This is a genomic window from Micromonospora sp. SL4-19 (assembly GCF_047921475.1).
In the GTDB taxonomy this organism is placed as follows: domain Bacteria; phylum Actinomycetota; class Actinomycetes; order Mycobacteriales; family Micromonosporaceae; genus Micromonospora.
The window spans coordinates 362,810-380,910 of the sequence record NZ_JBLROB010000001.1 but is presented as its reverse complement, the minus strand read 5'-3'; the positions used below and the strand labels follow the sequence as shown (position 1 = coordinate 380,910).

Here is an 18,101-nt window from a genome sequence, read left to right as displayed (position 1 = left end):
CCATATGGTTACCACGGTCAATCTGCCTGATGGACTGCATGAGCGGCTCAAGCAGCTCGCCGAGCAGGAGCACCGGTCGATGAACGCCACCATCGTTGTGGCGGTCGAGGAGTATGTCTCGGCCCGCAGTCACCGTGCCCGTGTGCGGGATCTTGCGCGGGAGGTTGCCGGGCGTGACGCCGAACTGCTGCGCCGGTTGGCGGAGTGATCAATTATCTCGAGGTCGACGACCTCGTGGAGATCGCCTCGATCGTGTTGGGGGAGACGCCCCAGGTCCGTGATGTCGGTCTGCTCTCGTCGGCGGTGGTCCGCCCGGCCACCGTGGCGTTCGGCCAGGAGGCTTACACCGATCTCTGGAGCAAGGCCGCCGCGCTGCTGCACTCGGTCTGCCTGAACCACGCCCTGATCGATGGGAACAAGCGTCTCGCCTGGGCGGCGGCGCGGGTGTTTTTGGCCCTCAACGAGGTGCCGATCCGGGATGTCGACGTTGATCAGGCCGAAGCTCTCGTGATGTCGGTGGCGAGCGGCACCCTGACGGAGGTCTCTGACATCGCCCGCGAGCTGCACAAGCTCTATGTCTGATCCATCGCACAATTTCTGTCGCAGCTGCCGCACGGCATCGCCTGGAGCCTCGCGGTGGGCGGTGACTGAGTGCCCCCTGTCGTCGCAGTGAGCCGCCAACGGCTCACTGCGACAGCGACGGGGCTAACGGGGCCAGTCCGACGAGCGCCCGGAACGGCCCGACAGCGAGCCGGCCCAGTCCGAAGCGCCGGACCCGTCCGAACCGCCGGTCCGAACCAGCTCCGGCTCGGGCTTCCTGCCCGGGGTGTTCAGGCCGAGGCCGTCCACGCCCAGTGGGCGGTCCCCCTGCGTTGTGGACGGGAGGATCTCGTCCGGTAGCAGCGCCGCGTCGGTTTCGGGCTGAGGCCACCGCTGCCACCGCTGGATGCTCACGACCCCGACGAGCAACAGCGCGCCCACCAACAGCGCCGTCCCGCTGCGGAGGGGGGCCGCCAGATCGACCTGGTAGCCGCCCAAGGTTGGTTTGTGGTCGAGCAGTCGCATCAGCGAGGCCGGGCTGACCAGCAGGCCCAGGTAGCTGCCCGCGTAGGCCAGCCCGGTCAGCGTCGCGCCCAGCGGGGAGAACCGGAGCGTGGCGAGGAGCCCGAGCAGGATCCCCGCAGCGGCCAGCACCAGCGCGGGCCGAACGAGATCACCGCCATCCACCGTGCCGCCGTCTGGTACATCTGCGAACGCCTGCGCCGACCGGGTCTGGCCGAGGGCCAGGAGGATCCAGGCCAGCGGACCCACGATGGCCGCGGCGATCACGGTTCCGATGTGTCGCATTCGGGCAACCTACCGATCTCTTTGGTGGATCAGCAGGCTTCATAAGCGAAACTTAATCGCCGGCAAAGAACGGATCCGCCTGCGGCCGGCGGATCGTCACGTTGCGGACTCCGCGCGTGACGCAGCGCCGCCTAGGCTCACCGAATGACCGTCAAACGCATCATGCCGAACATCCGCTCCGACGACTTCGACGGCAGCCGCCGCTTCTATCGGGAGCTGATCGGCCTCGACGGCGGCGACGGCCTCGACTGGATCCTCTTCTTCCGTGGACCGACCCGGGAGGTCCAGCTCTCGGCCATGAAGCTGGACGTCAAGGCGGGCGTCCACCCCGACGTCTCGATCGAGGTGGACGACGTTGACGACGTGCACCTCCGATGCGTCGCGGCCGGTGCCGAGGTCGTCTATCCGCTCACCGACGAGCCGTGGGGGCTGCGTCGATTCTTCGTGCGGGACCCGAACGGCGCGATCATCAACGTGACCCAGCACGACGAGTAGCGCCCGGCATGGCGGCGGTCAGGCGCTTCAGGTGGCGAGGCTACCGTTTTCTTGACGGTATTCCGCAATCCACAGTACTGTGCGAAGTGTGGATACGACGCAGCTCCTGAAGGGCGTGCTCGACCTGGCGGTTCTCGCCGTGCTCAAGGACGAGGACGGCTACGGTTACGACATCCTCCGCCGGCTGCGTGAGGCGGGGCTGGAGGAGGTCGGCGACGCCTCGGTCTACGGCACCCTGCGCCGGCTCTTCGCCGCCGGCCTGCTGACCACGTACGTGGTGCCGAGCGAGTCCGGACCGCACCGCAAGTACTACGCGCTCAACGCCGCCGGCCGGGACCAGCTCGCCCGCTCCGGCAAGACCTGGCGCTCGTTCGCGACCACCATGGACGCGCTGCTCGACGATCGGGGGATGGCGGCATGACCGTCACGGAGCAGGAGATCACGGACTACGTCGACCGGGTGCGAGCCGCCCTGGCCGACCTGCCGCCCGACGTTCGCGACGAGTTGACCGAGGAGCTGCCGGAGCATCTGGCCGAGGTGGCGGCCGAGACCGACGGCGCGCTGGTCGACCGGCTGGGCGAGCCGGAGGCGTACGCCGCCGAACTGCGGGCCGCGGCCGGGGCGGACGGCCGCGTCGACCGGTCGTCCCTCGACAACCGGCTCGCCGCCGTCCGGGCCCGCCTCGCCGTCCGGCTGCGCCGCGTCGACAACCGCCTCGGCCCGCTCCTCGGGTACGGCACGGCGAGCGAGTTCCTCCGCCCGCTGCGCCCGGCGTGGTGGCTGGTCCGCGGCTGGCTGGTGGCGTTGCTGGTCTCCGCCGTGCTCGGTGAGCCGTCGGGGCTGCTCCCCCGACTCAGCGGCAGCGTGCTGGCCGGTCTGTTCCTGCTCGCCGGCACGGTCCTCGCCTCGGTCTGGCTGGGCCACCGCTCGGCCGGCTTCCGGGGCTGGCCGCGCCGTCTGCTGCGGTTCGGCACGGCCGCCCTGCTGCTCTTCTCCCTCGCCATGCTGGTCAACGTGGACCAGCACGCCAGCTCGGACGAGTTCGCCTCTTATCACGAGGTCTCGGTGGGCAGCCCGTACGACTCGGTCGAGGACGTCTTCGTCTACGACGAGCAGGGGCGCCTGGTGCCCAACGCCCGGCTCTTCGACCAGAACGGCGTGCCGATCCGGCTCGGCTACCCCACCTGCGTCGGCCCCGACCGCGCGGCGGGCCCGCCGCGCAACGTCTACCCGTACTGCCCGGAGCAGGCCCCCTTCGCAGCGCCGGTCCCGGCGCCGCCCACAAGCGCGTCACCCACCGCGACCCCGACCGGGACCGCACCGGCCACGCCGGGCAGCGTGCCGACCGGGACCGCGCCGGCCGCGCCGGGTGGGTCGCCGATCCCGACGGCTGGTACGCCGGAGCCGACGCCGCCGGTCCCGGAACCGACCCGCTGAGAATGTCCCGAGGGGTGCCCGTCGGCCGACGGGCACCCCTCGGTGTGTCCATCGTGGACTGATCGCCCGGGGGACGTCGACGCGGCCGAATTCACTGCCGCTACGGTGTCGTCTGCCCATCGATTCCCACGAAAGGACCGCAGTGTCAGAGCAGGCCGCCCTCGCGCCCGTATGGCCGGAAACCGGCGCCGTCAGCGCAACCGCCCCATCGTCCCGCCTCGGCGCCGTGCTCGGGGTGGTCGTGCTCCTGCTCGGCGTGGCGGCAGCCCTGCTGGTGGGGCTGCTGATCCGGATCGGGCCGGGCGGGGAGCTGCGCGACGCGTTCGGCGGCGGCGACGGCACCGCCGAGGCGAAGGCCGGTGACTGCGTCGCCGAGCTGCCCATGATCGCCGGCATGGAGGCGAAGCCGGCCGATGACGCCCGGGTGGTCGGGTGCGGCTCCGCCGAGGCCGCGTACTCAGTGGTCGGCCGGGTACAGGACGCGTCGGCGGCGCGGAATCGCTCGGCGAGCGCGTGCGAGCCGTATTTCCGCCCCGGCGACGACGGATACCTCCTCTACCGCGTCGGCGACGGCGACGGGTACGTCCTCTGTCTTGTCCGAGGAGCGAACGGGAGGTGAATGCCACTGTCCGCGCGTCTTCCCCGGGCCGGTGACGGCGTGGCACGCTACCCGCACGTAACACCCACTGGGCGACCAGCCAACGATGACTGACCGCTAGGAGGACGGGTCAATGGGCGAGATGGTGAGCTTCACCGGCAACGGGGGGACGAGCGAGGGGTATCTCGCGATACCCTCCGGCGGTGCGGCCAGCCCGGCGGTCATCGTCATCCAGGACTGGTGGGGTCTGGTGCCCCACGTCCGGGCGGTGGTGGACCGCTTCGCGGAGGCCGGCTTCGTCGCCCTGGCGCCGGACTTCCGGCATGGCGGCCCGGCGAGCCGGCCGAGTGAGCCCCGGCAGATGCTGAACAGCACCCAGATGGACGAGGCGGCGACGGACATCGCCGCCGCGGCGGAGTACCTGTCCGGCCGGCCGGAGGTCGCCGGCAAGGTGGGGTGCGCCGGGTTCTGCGCCGGCGCGAGCCTGGCCCTCTGGTCGGGGACGTTCTCCGACCGGATCGTCGCCACCGCCGGCTTCTACCCCCGCCTGCCGTGGGAGGGGATGCGCACGGACTGGGCCGACTACGCGGGCAAGGAGGCGCTCATTCACTGCTCAGAGGCGGACGGCACCTCCGCCGCCGACGGGGTGCAGAGCGTACGTCGGGCCATCGAGGCCAGCGGGGGCGCCTGCCAGACGTACGACTACCCGGGCACCGCGCACGCGTTCTTCAACGAGGACCGGCCGGAGCACTTCGACCAGCGGGCCGCCGCCACCGCCTGGGCCCGCACCCTGGAACTCTTCCGGGCCAAGCTTGGCTGAGCCGCGTACCCCCGAGGAGGTGGTCGCCCGCGCCGCGCGGGCGACCGACCTGGCCGACCTCGACGGCGCGGTGAGCGACTGCTTCGCCTGCCCGCGCCTGGTCTCCTGGCGGGAGGAGGTCGCCCGGACGAAGCGGGCGGCCTTCCGTGACCAGGAATACTGGGGGCGACCGGTGCCCGGGTTCGGCGCGCCCGACGCGCGGATCGCCATCCTCGGTCTGGCGCCGGCCGCGCACGGCGGCAACCGCACCGGCCGGATCTTCACCGGCGACCGCTCCGGCGACGTGCTCTTCGCAGCGCTGCACCGTGCCGGGCTGGCCAACCAGCCGACCAGCGTCGCCGTCGACGACGGGCTCACCCTGCCCGACACCCGGATCTTCTCCGCTGTGCGTTGCGCGCCGCCGGACAACAAGCCCACCCCGATCGAGCGGGACACCTGCGCCCCCTGGGTGCACCGCGAGGTGGCATTGATCCGGCCCACCCTGCGGGTCGTGGTCGCGCTGGGCGCCTTCGCCTGGGCCGCGTGGTGGCCGATCCTGCGGGACGTGTACGGCCAGCGCCCGCCCACGCCGCGACCGACCTTCGGCCATGGGGCACACTGGTCCCGCACGTCCGCACCGGCTCTGCTCGGCTGCTATCACGTAAGCCAGCAGAACACCTTCACCGGGCGGCTGACACCAGCGATGTTGGACGACGTGTTCGCCCGGGCGAAGCGGCTGGCCGGGGTGGACTGACGACTGCGTAGGGCGGTGGGATGGACCTCGGCATACTGCGCAGGTGGTGGCCGGTCGCGGCGGTGACCCTGCTGCTGGCCGTCGCCGCGCTCGCGGCCGGGCACTCCGCGGTCGGGGCCAGCCGGATCCCGTCCGCGGTGGACACCATCCCGTACGTCGAGGAATACCCTTCCGCCGAGCCGGATCCCTCACCCATGGCCGATCCCGGGGAAATGGGGGAGCCGTCCTCCACCGAGATTCCCCCGTGGATCCTGACCGCCGCGTTGGTCGTGCTCGGCCTGGCCGTTCTGACTGCCATCGGGTACGTCCTCTGGACGGTGGTCAGCGGAGCGTTGCGGCGGACCACCCGGGCCATCCCGACACAGCGGGCTCGGCGTACCGCCGAGGGCACCGCGCGGGAGGTGGTGGCCGCACTGGACGCCGGCCTGGTGGACCTGGACGACCGGTCCACCGACCCGCGGACCGCGGTGATCGCCTGCTGGGTCCGGCTGGAGGAGGCCGCCGAGGAGGCCGGTGTGCCCCGGCTCCCCGGGGACACCCCCACCGATCTGGTCAGCCGGCTGCTGCGCGGCGACCCGGCGGCCGGCGTCCCGGCGATCGTCAGCGCCGACGTGCTGGACGGCTTCGCGCACGTCTACCGCGAGGCCCGGTACGCCACCCACACCGTCGACGAGCGGATGCGCGACCAGGCCCGGGCCGCGCTGCGCCGGCTGCGCGGGGAGCTGACCAGCAAGGTTGACTCATGACCGCGCGAATCGGTGTGGTGGTGCCATGAGCACCAGCATCGACGACCTGCTGTCGTTCGAGGAGCCGGCCGAGAGGCCGTCCGGCTCGCGGGGCGGACGCGCACGCTGGGTGCTGCGTACGCTCGCGGTCATCGCGGCGATCGTTGTGGTGGTCGTGGTCGGCCTGCGCGCGGCCGGCTTCCAGATCTCGCTCTGGATCATCGTGGCGGGCGCGCTCGCCGTGGTCGCCGTACGCCGGGTCACCGCCGCGTTGTCGCCCCCGCCGCCGCCCCGGGCCGGTGGACGTGCCCCTGCCGGTGAGGAGCCGGACACCTGGAACTGGGCCGCCCGGGACGCGCTGCGCGCCGCGGTGAACGGCTGGGCGTGGCCGCTGGACTGGTCCAACACCCGACCGGAACGGTTCGCCAGCGTGATCCTGCCCCGTCTCGGCGAACTGACCGACGAGCGGCTGCGCCTCAAGCACGGCGTGACCCGAGAGTCGGATCCCGTTCGCGCCCGCGCCCTGCTGGGGGAGCGGGTCTGGACGTTCCTGGAGACCCCACCCCGCCGCACCCCGTCGCCGCGCGACCTTGCGGTGATCGTCGCCGAACTGGAGAAGCTGTGATGAACGACGTGGACCGGAGCATGCCCCCCGCCGAGGTGGGCCGGCTGGCCCAGGCGGTGCTGGACGCGGTCGGCACGGTCGTGGTCGGCAAGCGGGATGCTCTGGAGCTGGTCCTGTCCGGCATCCTGGCCGGCGGCCACGTACTGCTGGAGGACCTGCCCGGCCTGGGCAAGACGCTGACCGCGCGCTCGTTCGCGCAGGCCCTCGGGCTGGACTTCCGTCGCCTCCAGTTCACTCCGGACCTGCTGCCGGCCGACGTCACCGGCTCCTTCCTGTACGACCAGCGCAGCGGCGACTTCTCGTTCCGCGCCGGGCCGGTGTTCACCAACCTACTGCTCGCCGACGAGATCAACCGGACCCCGCCGAAGACCCAGTCGGCGCTGCTGGAGGCGATGCAGGAGAAGCAGGTCTCCGTCGAGGGCGTGACGTACCGGCTGGACGAGCCGTTCCACGTGCTCGCCACCGCCAACCCGATCGAGTACGAGGGCACGTATCCGCTGCCCGAGGCGCAGCTCGACCGGTTCCTGCTCCGGGTGTCGTTCGGCTACCCGAACCACGAGGAGGAGTGGGACGTGCTGCGCCGGCGGATCGCCCGCCGCCGCGAGGAGGCCGAGATCACTCCGGTGGTCGACGCCGGCACGCTGCGCGCCATGCAGGCCGCGCTGGAGGACGTGGTCGTCGAGGACTCGATCGGCCGGTACATCGTGGCGTTGACCGCGGCCACCCGGGAGCACCCGTCCGCGTTGGTCGGCGCCTCGCCGCGCGGCTCGCTGGCGCTGCTGCTGCTGTCCCGGGTCCGGGCGGTGCTCGCCAACCGCGACTACGTGGTGCCGGAGGACGTCAAGGCGGTGGCGGTGCCGGCGCTGGCCCACCGGATCACCCTGCGTCCGGAGATGTGGCTGCGCCGGGTCGATCCGTCCTTCGTCGTCGGTGAGGTACTGGAATCCACGCCCGCCCCGGCCAGCGGCGCGCTGCCCAGCTACGCGGCCGGGCACGCCGGGCGCTGATGGCCGACCGTCACGAGCCGGCGAGCGGCTGGGCACCCACCGGGGCGCTCGGCCGGGCCGTGCTGCTCACCGGGCTGCTGTTGATCGCGGCCGTGCTGCTCGGCCGGATCGACCTGGTCGTGCTGGCCACGCCGTTCGCACTGGGCACCGCGTTCGGGCTGCGTCGCCGGCCCGCCGCGCTGCCCGAGTTGGAGATCGGCACCGGGGACGCGCACCTGGTCGAGGGTTCGCCGATGGCTGTTGCGGTGGCCGTCGCCAACCCGGACATCGTGTCGTACGACCTCGCGGTGGTCCGGACCCGGATGTCGCGCTGGCTGCGGGTGGAGAAGGTCGGGTTCGGTGGGGCCGGGGTGGACGTGAGCCGGTCCGGTGGTGCCGACCGGCCCTTCGTCACCTCGGTACCGCACGGCACCGCGGTCGACGTGGAGCTGACCGGGACGGCGCTGCGGTGGGGCCGGCACCCGATCGGTCCGGCCGGCACCCGGGTCGCCGTCGCCGACGGGTTGCTGGTCTCCCGGGCCGTGGTCACCGAGTCGGTCCGGGCGCGGGTCTATCCGATGACCGAGCCGTTCGAGGCGGTCGAGGCGATGCCCCGGGCCGCCGGGCTGGTCGGCGCGCACCACTCCCGCCGGCCGGGCGAGGGCGGCGAACTGGCCGGCGTACGGGTCTTCGCGCCCGGGGACCGGCTGCGCCGGATCGACTGGCGGGTGTCGCTGCGGGCCCGGCAGCTGCACGTGGCGGCCACCCTCTCCGACCGGGACGCCGAGGTGGTCGTGCTGCTCGACGTGCTGGCGGAGGCGGGCCGCTCCGGCGGCGTACGCGGTCCGGCCTCCGTGCTGGACACCACGGTCCGGGCCGCCGCCGCGATCGCCGAACACTACCTGCACCGCGGCGACCGGGTGGCGTTGCAGGAGTACGGCCCGGCCGCCCGCCGGCTCCGCCCGGCCACCGGGCGCCGGCAGTACCTGACCGTGCTGGAGTGGTTGCTCGACGTCAAGGCCGAGCACTCCCCGCACGAGCCGTACGACCAGGTTTTCGGCCCCCAGCTGCTCTCCTCGGACGCGCTGGTGGTGGTGCTCACCCCACTGCTGGACGAGCGTTCCGCCCAGATGCTGGCCCGGATGACGAGGGGCGGGCGGTTCGTGGTGGCGGTGGACACCCTGCCGGCCGACCTGCCGATGCTCAGGGACCGGGGCTGGGCCGAGGTGGCGTACCGGCTGTGGCGGCTGGATCGGGACACGATGATCAGGCAGCTCCGCGAGCACGGCGTGCCGGTGGTGCGCTGGGCCGGCGCCGGCAGTCTCGACCAGGTGCTGCGGGACGTGGCCCGCCTGGCCACCGCCCCGAGAGGTGGCGTGCGGTGAGCGCGAGGAATGCAGCGGAGCGGAGTCCCGCAGTCGCGAACGAAGGCGGGCACCGGTGAGCGCGAGGAATGCAGCGGAGCGGAGTCCCGCAGTCGCGAACGAAGGCGGGCACCGGTGAACGACATGGTCGAGGCGCTGAACGAGCGGATGCGCGCCCTGCGGTACGCGGTCAACCGGCTCAGCCCCACGCCGCTGCTGGTCCGTGCCGGCATCTTCCTCACCGTGCTGGTCGGTCTCCTGGTCGCGTACCCCCAGGAGGCCCTGGTGCCGCGGGGCCTGCTGGCCCTGGTGGTGGTGGCGGTCCTTCCGGCGGTCGGGCCGCGCCGGCTCTGGGCGACCTTCGCGGCGCTGGTCACGGTCGGTGGCTGGCTGGTCGCCACGCTGGGCTTCGACCGACCGTCGGAGCTGTGGCGGCTGCTCGCCGTGGCAACCCTGCTCTATCTGGCGCACACGCTCTGCGCGCTGGCCGCGCTGCTGCCGCTCGACGCGGTGGTCGACCCGGACGTGGTGCTCCGGTGGTTGACCCGGGCCGGCGGAGTGGTGCTGGCCAGCGCGGTGCTCGGCACCGTGCTGGCCTGGCTCGGTGGGGTAGGTGGGGACCGTGGTTCCCAGGTGGCGACCGTGGCTGGCCTGCTGGTCGCGGTGGGGCTCAGCGCGTTGCTCGGCTCGCTTCTGCGTCGCAGATAGCGGGAACGCACCGGGACGTTGCGCAGGTCACAGGGGTTGTGCTCGGTCACAGAAGGGGGTCTCGACCGGGATTAGCTGAGCCCCCCGGGGAAAGATAGATGATGTGAATCCGAAGCGGATCCTTGTCGTGGGTGCCGGGCACGTCGGCCTGTACGCCGCTCTGCGCCTCTCCAAGAAGCTGAGCTCCCGTGAGGCCGAGGTCATCGTCGTCGACCCGCAGCCGCACATGACCTACCAGCCGTTCCTCCCGGAGGCTTCGGCGGGCAACATCTCGCCCCGGCACGCGGTGGTGCCGCTGCGGCGGGAGCTGCGCCGGTGCACGGTGGTGGCGGGTGCGGTGACCCGGATCGACCACGATCGGAAGACCGCGACCGTGCAGCCGATCAGCGGCCCGACCCGGGAGATCCAGTACGACCACGTGGTGGTCGCCCCCGGCTCGGTCTCCCGCACCCTGCCGATTCCCGGCCTGCACGAGCACGGCATCGGGTTCAAGACCATCGGCGAGGCCGTCTTCCTGCGCAACCACGTGCTGGACCGGCTCGACGTGGCGGCTGTCACGACCGACCCGGAGGTCCGCCGGCGCGCGCTGACCTTCGTCTTCGTCGGCGGCGGCTACGCCGGCATCGAGGCGCTCGCCGAGATGGAGGACATGGCCCGGGACGCGCTGCGCTACTACCCGGAGCTCCAGCCGGAGGAGATGCGCTGGGTTCTGGTCGAAGCCACCCAGCGGGTGCTGCCCGAGGTCGACCGGGACATGGGCGCCTACACGGTGCAGCAGCTGCTCAAACGGAACATGGACATTCGGCTGGACACTCGCCTCGAATCCTGCGTCGACGGGATCGTCAAGCTCTCCGACGGCGACAGCTTCGCCACCGACACCATCGTCTGGACGGCCGGCGTCAAGCCGTCGCCGATGCTGGACGCGACCGACTTCCCGCGCGACGAGCGTCGTCGGGTCACCTGCCTGCCCACCTTGCAGATCGTGGACGGCGACCGGGCGGTCGAGGGCGCCTGGAGCGCGGGCGACTGCGCCGCGGTGCCGGATCTGACCAAGGAGCCGGGCAACTTCTGCTCACCGAGCGCCCAGCACGCGGTCCGGCAGGCCGGGCGGATGGCCGACAACATCGTCAACGTGATCCGCGGGCGGGAGCCGGTCAACTACAAGCACAAGCACGCGGGCAGCGTGGCCAGCCTCGGCCTGCACAAGGGCGTGGCGCAGGTCTACGGCGTGAAGATGACCGGCTGGCCGGCCTGGTTCATGCACCGCACGTACCACATGTCGCGGATCCCGTCGTTCAACCGCAAGGTCCGGGTCGTGGTGGACTGGTCGCTGGCGTTCTTCCTCAAGCGTGAGGTGGTCGCGCTGGGCCAGCTGCACGATCCGCGCGAGGAGTTCGCCGAGGCGTCCCAGCCGGTCGGCACGCGCCGCTGAGCTCGCAGGCGAGGGCCCTTCCCGTTGGGGGAGGGCCCTCGACCGTGTCCGGGTTCAGAACCGCCAGGTCCAGGCGTCGGCGATCCGGGTGCCCGGGCCGAAGAGCTGCTCCAGCGTCCGGCGCAGGGCCTCCGCGTGCGGCGCGTCATCGGTCAACGCCACGCAGGAGGCGCCCCAGAAGCGGACGTCCCGGACGGCCTGCCGGCGCTGCTCGTCGCCGATCGTCGGCGGCACCCCCTGCTTGGCGACGTCGGCCAGCAGGGCCGAGGTGGGGCGCTGGTAGGTGCCCATGGCCGGCGAGCCGTTCCTGCCGTACGGGCCGATGAAGAAGCCCTCGGGCATGCCGAACGCGGCGTTCGCGGCGGTGGCCCAGCGCATCGGCCACGGGTCCTTCGGGGTGGCCGTCGGCACCGGCACCAGCACCCCGCCCGGGCGTACGCACTGCCGCCAGTGGCCGGCGGTGACGAACTCCGGCAGCGCCGGCCGGTCGGCGGTCGGCAGCGGCGCGGGGAGGACGCTGAGCAGGCTCACGCCGACGGCCAGCGGGACCAACCGCCGGGCCCGGCCGCGTTCCGCCATGGCCCGGTCCACGGCGAGGGTCAGCAGTGTCCCGACCAGTGGGAGCACCGCCAGGGCGAACCGCGTCGGCAGCGCCCCGTCCACCACCGGCAGCCCGGCCAGCAGGGCGTACGGGGCTGGCAGCGTGGTCCGGCTGCCGGAGACCACCACCTCGGGGCCGAGCGACAGCACGCCCATGACCAGTGCTCCGGCCACGCAGGCGACCACCAACGGGCGGCGGCCCAGCCAGACCACGCAGGCGACGGTGACCAGCAGCAGCGGCCAGCCCAGGAAGGTGTTGAACTCGGCTGGGCCGGTGGTCAGCCGGGACGAGGCGTCGCTGCCCAGCACGGAGAGCGGGGACAGTGCCGACCAGCTGGTCAGGTCGGCGGAGTAGTAGCCGGGGCTGAACATCCCTTCGGAGACGCCCTGCGGCCCGCCGAACTGGTACCACAGCGGGTACGCCAGCACGACGAGGGCGAGGCCGGCGGCCACCATCAGCCCGCCGGCGAACGTGGACAGTGCCCGGCGCAGTAGCGCCCGATCGGCCGGGCCGTACGCGACGGCCATCACCAGCAGGGTGACCACGGTGAGGAAGAGCACCTCCTCGCCGATGAAGATCTGGACGGTGACCGTCGCGGCCAGCCCGAGCGCCGAGGTGGCCATCCGCCGGTGGTCCGGCCCGTCCGGCCGGTCGGCCGGGTCGGCGGCCCGGAGCAGCCGGACCACCAGCCAGACGATCACCGGGACCAGCCACTGGGCGGTCATGTGCAGGTGGGCGTTGGTCTGCGACACGATGCCGGGGCCGAAGCCGCAGAGCGCTGCGCCGAGGCCGGCGGCGAGCCGGCGGGCGTGCAGCGTCCGGGTGAACAGCAGGTACCAGGCGATCGCCGTGCCGGCCAGGTTGCCGGCGGCCAGCAGGGCGAAGGTGACCGGCGCCCCGAACGCCCAGGTGACCGGGGCGAGCAGCACCCCGAGCGCGATCACCGTGGTGTTGGCCATCAGGTTGACCCCGTCCGGCGCGTTGAGCCGGTCGGTGAGCAGGCTGAAGTCGCCCAGCAGGGCGCGCGAGTCGACGGCCAGGAACCACTCGTAGAGGGTCTGGTCCGCCGGGTTGAGTGCGAGCATCCGCTGCCCCGGGGCCGGCCACAGGCCGTGGGTGAGCCATCCGGCGAGCAGGGAGAAGAGCAGCCCAGCCAGCAGGTCCGCGCGGTGTCGGGCCACGGTGGCCAGCAGGCGGGCGGTCCGGGTGGGACGGGCGACCGCCGGATCGAGGCGGACTGCCTGGTCGGGGTCGAGGGCCGTACGGGCGGCGCTGGTCACGGCCTCGACCATAACGGCGGGGCCCGCGTGGGGTACGCCAGCGCGCCGCGCAACGACTACGGTGAGACTGCGCCGCCGCGCTTCGACGCGTCGGTGTCACCCGCCCGGGTGGTGGAACGGCAGACACGGCCGCCTTAAAAGCGGCTGCCGCAAGGCGTGCGGGTTCGAGCCCCGCCCCGGGCACGAGACTCTCAGGTTTCCCACAGCTTCGCGCCGGGCGCGGGGGTGTGAGCGCCGTTTACCCTGGAGGATGCACGTTCACGTGCATCGACCCCCTGAGGGAGGCCTGAGAAGTGAAGACCTCGAACCCGGTGCTCGCCCGGCTCGGCCAGGCGGCCGAGCGTGAGCGGGCGGCCGGGTACGCCCAGCCCGGGCCATACGGTCAGCCCGGATACCCGCCGCAGCAGTACCAGCCGTACCCGCAGCAGCAGCAGCCGTACCCGCCTGGTTACGGCTACCCGACAGCTGCACCCGCCACGACCTCCATGACCCTCGACGACGTCGTCGTCAAGACGGTCATGATGCTGGCGATCCTCGGTGCCGCCGCGGCGGCCACCTGGACCCTCGTGCCGGACCAGTTGCTGGGCCTGGCCTGGGGCGGCGGTGCGCTCGTCGGTCTCGTGCTCGGCATGATCATCTCGTTCTCCCGGATGGCCAACCCGGCGCTGGTGGTGGTCTACGCCGTCGTCGAGGGTGTCTTCGTCGGCGCGGTGAGCAAGGCCTTCGATCACCTCTACGAAGGCATCGTGCTCCAGGCCGTGGTGGCGACCTTCGGTGTCTTCTTCCTGATGGCCATGCTCTACAAGGCACGGGTCATCCGGGCCACCCCGAAGTTCATCAAGATCATGATCGCGGTCATCGGTGGCCTCTTCGCGGTCATGATGATCAACCTGGTGTTCTCCCTCTTCGGGGTCAACACCCACCTGCGCGACGGCAGCCCGCTGGCCATCGGCTTCAGCCTGGTCTGCATCGTGGCCGCCTCGCTGAGCTTCGTGCTCAACTTCCACGAGATCGAAGAGGGCGTCCGGATGGGATTGCCGCAGCGCTACGCCTGGACGGCGGCGTTCGGCATCGTCGTCGGCCTGGTCTGGCTCTACCTGGAGGTGCTGCGCCTGCTCAGCTACTTCCAGGGCGACGACTGACCGCCGCCTGACCTGGCGACGCCCGCCTGCCGCGACCGCGGCGGCGGGCGTCGTCGTTTGTCCGGCACCGTTGAGCCGCCCGGGGCAGAGTGGGAGCGGGGTGCGTCGGCGAGGAGGTCGCGGTGCGGAGTACCAACCCGGTGCTGACCCGACTGGACGACGTCGGCCGGACCGAGCGCCAGGTACTCGGCGCGGCCGAGACGATGACCGTGGCCGACGTGGTCAGCCGGACGGTCGGCCTGCTGCTGCTCACCGCCGCCACCGCGGCGGTCGCCTGGGTGTTCGTGCCGCAGGCGGTGTGGATACCGGCGGCACTGGCCGGCAGCTCCCTGGCCAGCCTGGCGCTGGTGCTGGTCATCTCCCTGAAGCAGATCACCAACCCGCCGCTCATTGCCGCGTACGCGGTGCTGCAGGGGGTGCTGCTCGGGGTGGCGAGCCGGGCCTTCGAGCTGGTCTACCCGGGGATCGTGGTGCAGGCCGTGATCGGCACCTTCGGCGTCTTCCTCGGCATGGCGCTGCTCTATCGGGCCCGGGTGGTCCGGGCCACCCCGCGCCTGGCCCGGCTGGTCGTCGGCACGCTGCTCGGGATCCTGGTGCTCGGCCTGGTCAACCTGATCGCCTACCTGCTCACCGGGCGACAGGGGCTGGTGGTCTACAGCCTGACCGCGCGGGTGGGCTGGCTGCCGTACCTCTTCTCGGTGGTGGCGATCATCGCCGGGGCGCTCAGCTTCGTCCTCGACTTCGACCTGGTCGAGCGGTCGGCCCAGGCCCGGCTGCCCCGCCGGTACGCCTGGTTCTGCGCGTTCGGGCTGCTGGTCGGCTTGATCTTCCTGTACTGGCAGATCCTCCGCCTGCTCAGCTACGTCCGGCGCTGACCGTCCGACAACTCCAGCTCGGCGCGTCTGCCGCCGCGCCGCGACCTGGAGCCGTCGTAGACTCGGCCGCGATGAGCGCAGCGGAACTGGACCGGGCGGTGGAGCTGCTCGTCCGTCAGGTCGGGCACTGGCAGCAGCCGCGCTGGTCGGCGGTGGCCGAGGGCGGCAACGTGTCCCGGGCCGACCTGGTGCACAAGCTGGTGCAGGAGATCGCCAACCTGGCGGCGGACGCGGAGGGCGAACCGCGCCGGGAGGTGCCCCGGCTCGGCAACGACCTGGTCCTGCCCGACCAGCTCCGGGTGGTCGCCGCCGACCTGGTGGCGGCCGGTCCGCCCAACACCGTGACGGCCCGGGCCGCCGCCGCGGTGGCCGCGACCCGCTCCGTGCTCTAGATGATTGAGTCCGAAGTTCGGGCTGGTCAGTGGTCGTACGCGATGAGTGATCGTCTTCTTGGTGCGCCGATGTTGGTGTTGTGCCAGATGCAGGTGGCCATCGCGAGGAGGCGCTGGCCGACGCGGGCGTAGATGCCGTGTCGGCGGCGTGCTCCGTGTTGTTCGAGGCTGAGCTGGCCCTTGAGCGTGTCGAAGATCGCTTCGATCCACTGGCGCATGCGCAGCAGGCGCCGCTCGGCGGGGCTCGGGGCCGGGTCGCCGGTGTTCTTGCGGGCGGGTCGGACCAGGTGGACACCGAGGTCGTCGAGGAACGTCTCGAACGCCTGGCCGGCGAAGCCCCGGTCGGCCAGGATCACCTGCCCGGACTGGACGAGGCGGTGGTCGACTTCCAGCAGGGCTGCCATGACGTCGCGTTCGTCGAGTTTCGGGTGGGCCAGGCACCAGGTCACCGGCATGCCTTCGATGGTGGTGACCAGGTACAGGCGCATGCCCCAGAAGTAGCGGGTGTGGGAGGCGCAGTAGCCGTAGCCGGCGTCGCCTGCCAGGTCGGAGCGTTTGGCGGTCTCGCGGGAGGCTCCGCAGGGCACGGGCGTGGAGTCAACCAGCCGCAGGATCGGTACGCCGGTGGGGGTGTTCTCGGCCAGGTGCCGGATCGCCTTGGCGATCAGCGGGCCGGCAGCTCGTAGCCGTTTGCCGTATCCGGACTGGTCGGGAATGTAGGGGAACAGGTGACGCAGATGCTTGCGGGCGTAGCGGATCCAGTGCCGTTCACGGGGGAAGTCGAGCAGGACCTGTGCGATGGCCAGGCACAGCAGTTCGGCGTCGGACAGCAGGGGCGGACGACCGATCCGGCGACGGCCGATGACGTGATCGTCGAGGAACACGTAGAGTGCGGTCAGAAGGGTATCGAGGTCTGTCTTCACAAACTGACATCGATACCCTTCGCCATGCCTCAGTCAAGCCCGCCCTGCCGTACAGCTCAGACTTCGGACTCAATCATCTAGGTCTGCGGCGCGCACCGCCGCAGCCAGCGCCGGACCTTCCGCCGCCGGGCCCGGTCCCGCGCCCGGACCAGACCCGGCACGGACTGGTCGGCCGCCACGGCCTGCCGGGCGTGCAGCACCCCGTACGTGAAGGCGTTCTCGCCCTCCGCGTACGCCCGCTCCGCCTGCCGGAGCAGCACCTCGCGGGTCACCACCGAGTCCTGGTGCGCGCCGAGCAGGTCCTGCAGTTCCTTGAGCCGCGCCACCAGCCGGGTGGCGGGCTTCCCGACGGCCGGCTCGCGCACCTCCACCGCGTACCGGGCCGCCTTGTCCGCCTTCCGCGCCTCGTGCAGCGCCAGGTCGTCGGTCCCGCCGGTCGCTTCTCGCTCGGCGCGTCCGGCTGACAGCGCCCGGTCCAGGCGTTCGTCCGCACGGGCCACCGCGCGGCGTACCCGGCGGGCCACCCAGCGGGCGTCCACGGTCCGGGCGGTCGGCCCCTCCACCAGCGCGTCCAGCCGGCGTAGCAGGTCGGTGTAGCGGCCGGAGTCGAGCGCCACGCGCAGGTTGTCGAGGGCGGCGGCCAGTTCGGCGGCGAACCGCCCGGCGAGCCGTGCCGCGACCGGGCCGAGCACCAGCTCGTCGGGTTCCGCGCGGACGGCGTCGGCGAGCCGGGCGGCCATCACCTGGCCGTCCCGGACCGGCCCGAGCTGGCCGCCCAGCCAGCGCAGTTCGGCCCGCAGCCGTTCGCTCTCCCGCCGGTCCCACAGCCCCCGGAAGGTACGCAGGGTGGAGCGCAACCGCCGGGCGGCGACTCGCATGTCGTGCACCGCGTCCTCGTCGCCGCTCCGCGCGCCCGGGTGGTTCCCGATCAGCGCGTCGCGCTGGGCGGTGGTGTAGTCGAGGACGGGTGCCGCCCCCGGGTCGGCGGGCGCCAGCCCGGCGGCGGCGAGCCGGCGGCCGAGGGCGCGGTGCGACTTGGTGACCGGCACCGCTCGCGCGCCGGCCTCGCGCAGCCGTGCGTCCACCGCGTCGAGCAGGGCGTCGTCGCCGTCGACCAGCTCGACCTCGACCTCGTGCCAGGCCTGCCGCTCGCCGCTGACCAGGTCGTGGGCCTCGACGCTGTCCTCGGCGACCTCGGCCAGCGTGCGGCCGGCCTCGTCGAGAAGGCGGCGTTCCCGGCGGCTGGTGGCGATCCGGGCGGCCGGGGCGACCGGTCGCCCCCGGGACGCGGCCCGGAACAGTGCGACCAGCTCGGGCGGCGGGTCGCCGTCCGCCGCCCCGGCGGGGAACTGGTATTCGGTGCGGGCACCCCCGACGGCCCCGACCTTGAGGTGCCAGCCCGCGTCGTGTCCGCCGGTGCGTCGGCGCAGCGCGAACCCGCTGCGGGCCAGCCGGAGGTCCGCGGTGTCCAGGTAGACGGCGTCCAGGTCGAGCACCGTGGCGTCGGACGTCGTCGCGATGCCACCGCACCCCGTCAGGTCGGGCAGCCGGAATCCCTCGTCCCCGGAGTATTTGAGCTCCCGTTCCACCACCGTCGCCATGGCGCCTCCGGTACCCG

Annotated in this window: 21 protein-coding genes and 1 tRNA gene; 18 read left to right on the top strand and 4 right to left on the bottom strand. The window is 72.4% G+C overall.

What is annotated here, in order from left to right; all coding sequences use genetic code 11:
* The first annotated feature begins 4 nt into the window (after nucleotides 1-4).
* Nucleotides 5-208 (top strand): ribbon-helix-helix domain-containing protein, encoded by a 204-nt coding sequence (locus ACNAVT_RS01675; protein ID WP_126711885.1) that lies wholly within the window; start codon nucleotides 5-7, stop codon nucleotides 206-208.
* Nucleotides 205-582, top strand: a complete 378-nt coding sequence (locus tag ACNAVT_RS01670; protein ID WP_416292113.1) for a type II toxin-antitoxin system death-on-curing family toxin — start codon at nucleotides 205-207, stop codon at nucleotides 580-582. The genes ACNAVT_RS01675 and ACNAVT_RS01670 overlap by 4 nt, the downstream gene beginning before the upstream one ends.
* A gap of 123 nt (nucleotides 583-705) precedes the next feature.
* On the opposite strand, the gene ACNAVT_RS01665 is transcribed toward ACNAVT_RS01670, so the two are convergent.
* Complete coding sequence (locus tag ACNAVT_RS01665) at nucleotides 706-1,347, bottom strand: hypothetical protein (protein ID WP_416292111.1); 642 nt, start codon at nucleotides 1,345-1,347, stop codon at nucleotides 706-708.
* Nucleotides 1,348-1,491: 144 nt separating this feature from the next.
* On the opposite strand from ACNAVT_RS01665, the gene ACNAVT_RS01660 reads away from it, so the two are divergent.
* The 12 genes from ACNAVT_RS01660 (at nucleotide 1,492) to ACNAVT_RS01605 (ending at nucleotide 11,270) form a co-directional block, all read left to right on the top strand.
* Nucleotides 1,492-1,842, top strand: coding sequence for a VOC family protein (locus ACNAVT_RS01660; RefSeq protein ID WP_416292109.1), 351 nt, complete (start codon nucleotides 1,492-1,494; stop codon nucleotides 1,840-1,842).
* Between the two features lie 88 nt (nucleotides 1,843-1,930).
* Nucleotides 1,931-2,263: a PadR family transcriptional regulator gene (locus ACNAVT_RS01655; RefSeq protein ID WP_416292107.1), complete on the top strand. Its 333-nt coding sequence runs from the start codon at nucleotides 1,931-1,933 to the stop codon at nucleotides 2,261-2,263.
* Nucleotides 2,260-3,279, top strand: a complete 1,020-nt coding sequence (locus tag ACNAVT_RS01650) for an HAAS signaling domain-containing protein (RefSeq protein ID WP_416292105.1) — start codon at nucleotides 2,260-2,262, stop codon at nucleotides 3,277-3,279. Before ACNAVT_RS01655 ends, ACNAVT_RS01650 begins: the two co-directional genes overlap by 4 nt.
* A 142-nt stretch (nucleotides 3,280-3,421) precedes the next feature.
* Nucleotides 3,422-3,898 carry a hypothetical protein gene (locus ACNAVT_RS01645; RefSeq protein WP_416292103.1) on the top strand — a complete coding sequence of 159 codons (477 nt, stop codon included), beginning with the start codon at nucleotides 3,422-3,424 and terminating at the stop codon, nucleotides 3,896-3,898.
* 112 nt (nucleotides 3,899-4,010) lie between these two features.
* Nucleotides 4,011-4,697, top strand: a complete 687-nt coding sequence (locus ACNAVT_RS01640; RefSeq protein WP_416292101.1) for a dienelactone hydrolase family protein — start codon at nucleotides 4,011-4,013, stop codon at nucleotides 4,695-4,697.
* Between the two features lie 19 nt (nucleotides 4,698-4,716).
* The gene (locus ACNAVT_RS01635; RefSeq protein WP_416292819.1) at nucleotides 4,717-5,430 is read left to right on the top strand and encodes a uracil-DNA glycosylase; all 714 of its coding nucleotides are present in this window, start codon (nucleotides 4,717-4,719) and stop codon (nucleotides 5,428-5,430) included.
* Between the two features lie 20 nt (nucleotides 5,431-5,450).
* Complete coding sequence (locus ACNAVT_RS01630; RefSeq protein WP_416292099.1) at nucleotides 5,451-6,176, top strand: DUF4129 domain-containing protein; 726 nt, start codon at nucleotides 5,451-5,453, stop codon at nucleotides 6,174-6,176.
* Between the two features lie 25 nt (nucleotides 6,177-6,201).
* Complete coding sequence (locus ACNAVT_RS01625) at nucleotides 6,202-6,780, top strand: hypothetical protein (protein WP_416292097.1); 579 nt, start codon at nucleotides 6,202-6,204, stop codon at nucleotides 6,778-6,780.
* Nucleotides 6,780-7,787 carry an AAA family ATPase gene (locus ACNAVT_RS01620; protein ID WP_416292095.1) on the top strand — a complete coding sequence of 336 codons (1,008 nt, stop codon included), beginning with the start codon at nucleotides 6,780-6,782 and terminating at the stop codon, nucleotides 7,785-7,787. The genes ACNAVT_RS01625 and ACNAVT_RS01620 overlap by 1 nt, the downstream gene beginning before the upstream one ends.
* Nucleotides 7,787-9,151 carry a DUF58 domain-containing protein gene (locus ACNAVT_RS01615; RefSeq protein ID WP_416292093.1) on the top strand — a complete coding sequence of 455 codons (1,365 nt, stop codon included), beginning with the start codon at nucleotides 7,787-7,789 and terminating at the stop codon, nucleotides 9,149-9,151. The genes ACNAVT_RS01620 and ACNAVT_RS01615 overlap by 1 nt, the downstream gene beginning before the upstream one ends.
* Nucleotides 9,152-9,274: 123 nt before the next feature.
* Nucleotides 9,275-9,838, top strand: a complete 564-nt coding sequence (locus ACNAVT_RS01610) for a hypothetical protein (protein ID WP_416292818.1) — start codon at nucleotides 9,275-9,277, stop codon at nucleotides 9,836-9,838.
* 103 nt (nucleotides 9,839-9,941) lie between these two features.
* Nucleotides 9,942-11,270: an NAD(P)/FAD-dependent oxidoreductase gene (locus ACNAVT_RS01605; protein ID WP_416292091.1), complete on the top strand. Its 1,329-nt coding sequence runs from the start codon at nucleotides 9,942-9,944 to the stop codon at nucleotides 11,268-11,270.
* Between the two features lie 54 nt (nucleotides 11,271-11,324).
* Here the strand turns inward: ACNAVT_RS01605 and ACNAVT_RS01600 are convergent, their stop codons facing one another.
* Nucleotides 11,325-13,151: a hypothetical protein gene (locus ACNAVT_RS01600; RefSeq protein WP_416292089.1), complete on the bottom strand. Its 1,827-nt coding sequence runs from the start codon at nucleotides 13,149-13,151 to the stop codon at nucleotides 11,325-11,327.
* A gap of 102 nt (nucleotides 13,152-13,253) precedes the next feature.
* On the opposite strand from ACNAVT_RS01600, the gene ACNAVT_RS01595 reads away from it, so the two are divergent.
* From ACNAVT_RS01595 to ACNAVT_RS01580, 4 genes are all read left to right on the top strand, one after another.
* A tRNA-Leu gene (locus ACNAVT_RS01595) sits at nucleotides 13,254-13,334 on the top strand.
* Nucleotides 13,335-13,444: 110 nt separating this feature from the next.
* Nucleotides 13,445-14,293, top strand: a complete 849-nt coding sequence (locus ACNAVT_RS01590; protein ID WP_416292088.1) for a Bax inhibitor-1/YccA family membrane protein — start codon at nucleotides 13,445-13,447, stop codon at nucleotides 14,291-14,293.
* Between the two features lie 122 nt (nucleotides 14,294-14,415).
* Nucleotides 14,416-15,168, top strand: a complete 753-nt coding sequence (locus ACNAVT_RS01585) for a Bax inhibitor-1/YccA family membrane protein (RefSeq protein WP_416292087.1) — start codon at nucleotides 14,416-14,418, stop codon at nucleotides 15,166-15,168.
* A gap of 71 nt (nucleotides 15,169-15,239) precedes the next feature.
* Nucleotides 15,240-15,560: a hypothetical protein gene (locus ACNAVT_RS01580; protein ID WP_416292085.1), complete on the top strand. Its 321-nt coding sequence runs from the start codon at nucleotides 15,240-15,242 to the stop codon at nucleotides 15,558-15,560.
* 26 nt (nucleotides 15,561-15,586) lie between these two features.
* Here the strand turns inward: ACNAVT_RS01580 and ACNAVT_RS01575 are convergent, their stop codons facing one another.
* Nucleotides 15,587-16,483 carry an IS982 family transposase gene (locus ACNAVT_RS01575; protein WP_416292083.1) on the bottom strand — a complete coding sequence of 299 codons (897 nt, stop codon included), beginning with the start codon at nucleotides 16,481-16,483 and terminating at the stop codon, nucleotides 15,587-15,589.
* A 77-nt stretch (nucleotides 16,484-16,560) separates the two neighbouring features.
* Complete coding sequence (locus tag ACNAVT_RS01570) at nucleotides 16,561-18,084, bottom strand: CHAD domain-containing protein (protein ID WP_416292081.1); 1,524 nt, start codon at nucleotides 18,082-18,084, stop codon at nucleotides 16,561-16,563.
* Nucleotides 18,085-18,101: the final 17 nt, after the last annotated feature.

What these genes read in the sequence shown, in the direction of transcription:
- ACNAVT_RS01675 (WP_126711885.1), top strand. Translation starts at nt 5, where the DNA reads ATGGTTACCACGGTCAATCTGCCTGATGGACTGCATGAGCGGCTCAAG.
- ACNAVT_RS01665 (WP_416292111.1), bottom strand. Translation starts at nt 1,347, where the DNA reads ATGCGACACATCGGAACCGTGATCGCCGCGGCCATCGTGGGTCCGCTG.
- ACNAVT_RS01660 (WP_416292109.1), top strand. Translation starts at nt 1,492, where the DNA reads ATGACCGTCAAACGCATCATGCCGAACATCCGCTCCGACGACTTCGAC.
- ACNAVT_RS01650 (WP_416292105.1), top strand. Translation starts at nt 2,260, where the DNA reads ATGACCGTCACGGAGCAGGAGATCACGGACTACGTCGACCGGGTGCGA.
- ACNAVT_RS01640 (WP_416292101.1), top strand. Translation starts at nt 4,011, where the DNA reads ATGGGCGAGATGGTGAGCTTCACCGGCAACGGGGGGACGAGCGAGGGG.
- ACNAVT_RS01630 (WP_416292099.1), top strand. Translation starts at nt 5,451, where the DNA reads ATGGACCTCGGCATACTGCGCAGGTGGTGGCCGGTCGCGGCGGTGACC.
- ACNAVT_RS01625 (WP_416292097.1), top strand. Translation starts at nt 6,202, where the DNA reads ATGAGCACCAGCATCGACGACCTGCTGTCGTTCGAGGAGCCGGCCGAG.
- ACNAVT_RS01620 (WP_416292095.1), top strand. Translation starts at nt 6,780, where the DNA reads ATGAACGACGTGGACCGGAGCATGCCCCCCGCCGAGGTGGGCCGGCTG.
- ACNAVT_RS01615 (WP_416292093.1), top strand. Translation starts at nt 7,787, where the DNA reads ATGGCCGACCGTCACGAGCCGGCGAGCGGCTGGGCACCCACCGGGGCG.
- ACNAVT_RS01610 (WP_416292818.1), top strand. Translation starts at nt 9,275, where the DNA reads ATGGTCGAGGCGCTGAACGAGCGGATGCGCGCCCTGCGGTACGCGGTC.
- ACNAVT_RS01580 (WP_416292085.1), top strand. Translation starts at nt 15,240, where the DNA reads ATGAGCGCAGCGGAACTGGACCGGGCGGTGGAGCTGCTCGTCCGTCAG.
- ACNAVT_RS01570 (WP_416292081.1), bottom strand. Translation starts at nt 18,084, where the DNA reads ATGGCGACGGTGGTGGAACGGGAGCTCAAATACTCCGGGGACGAGGGA.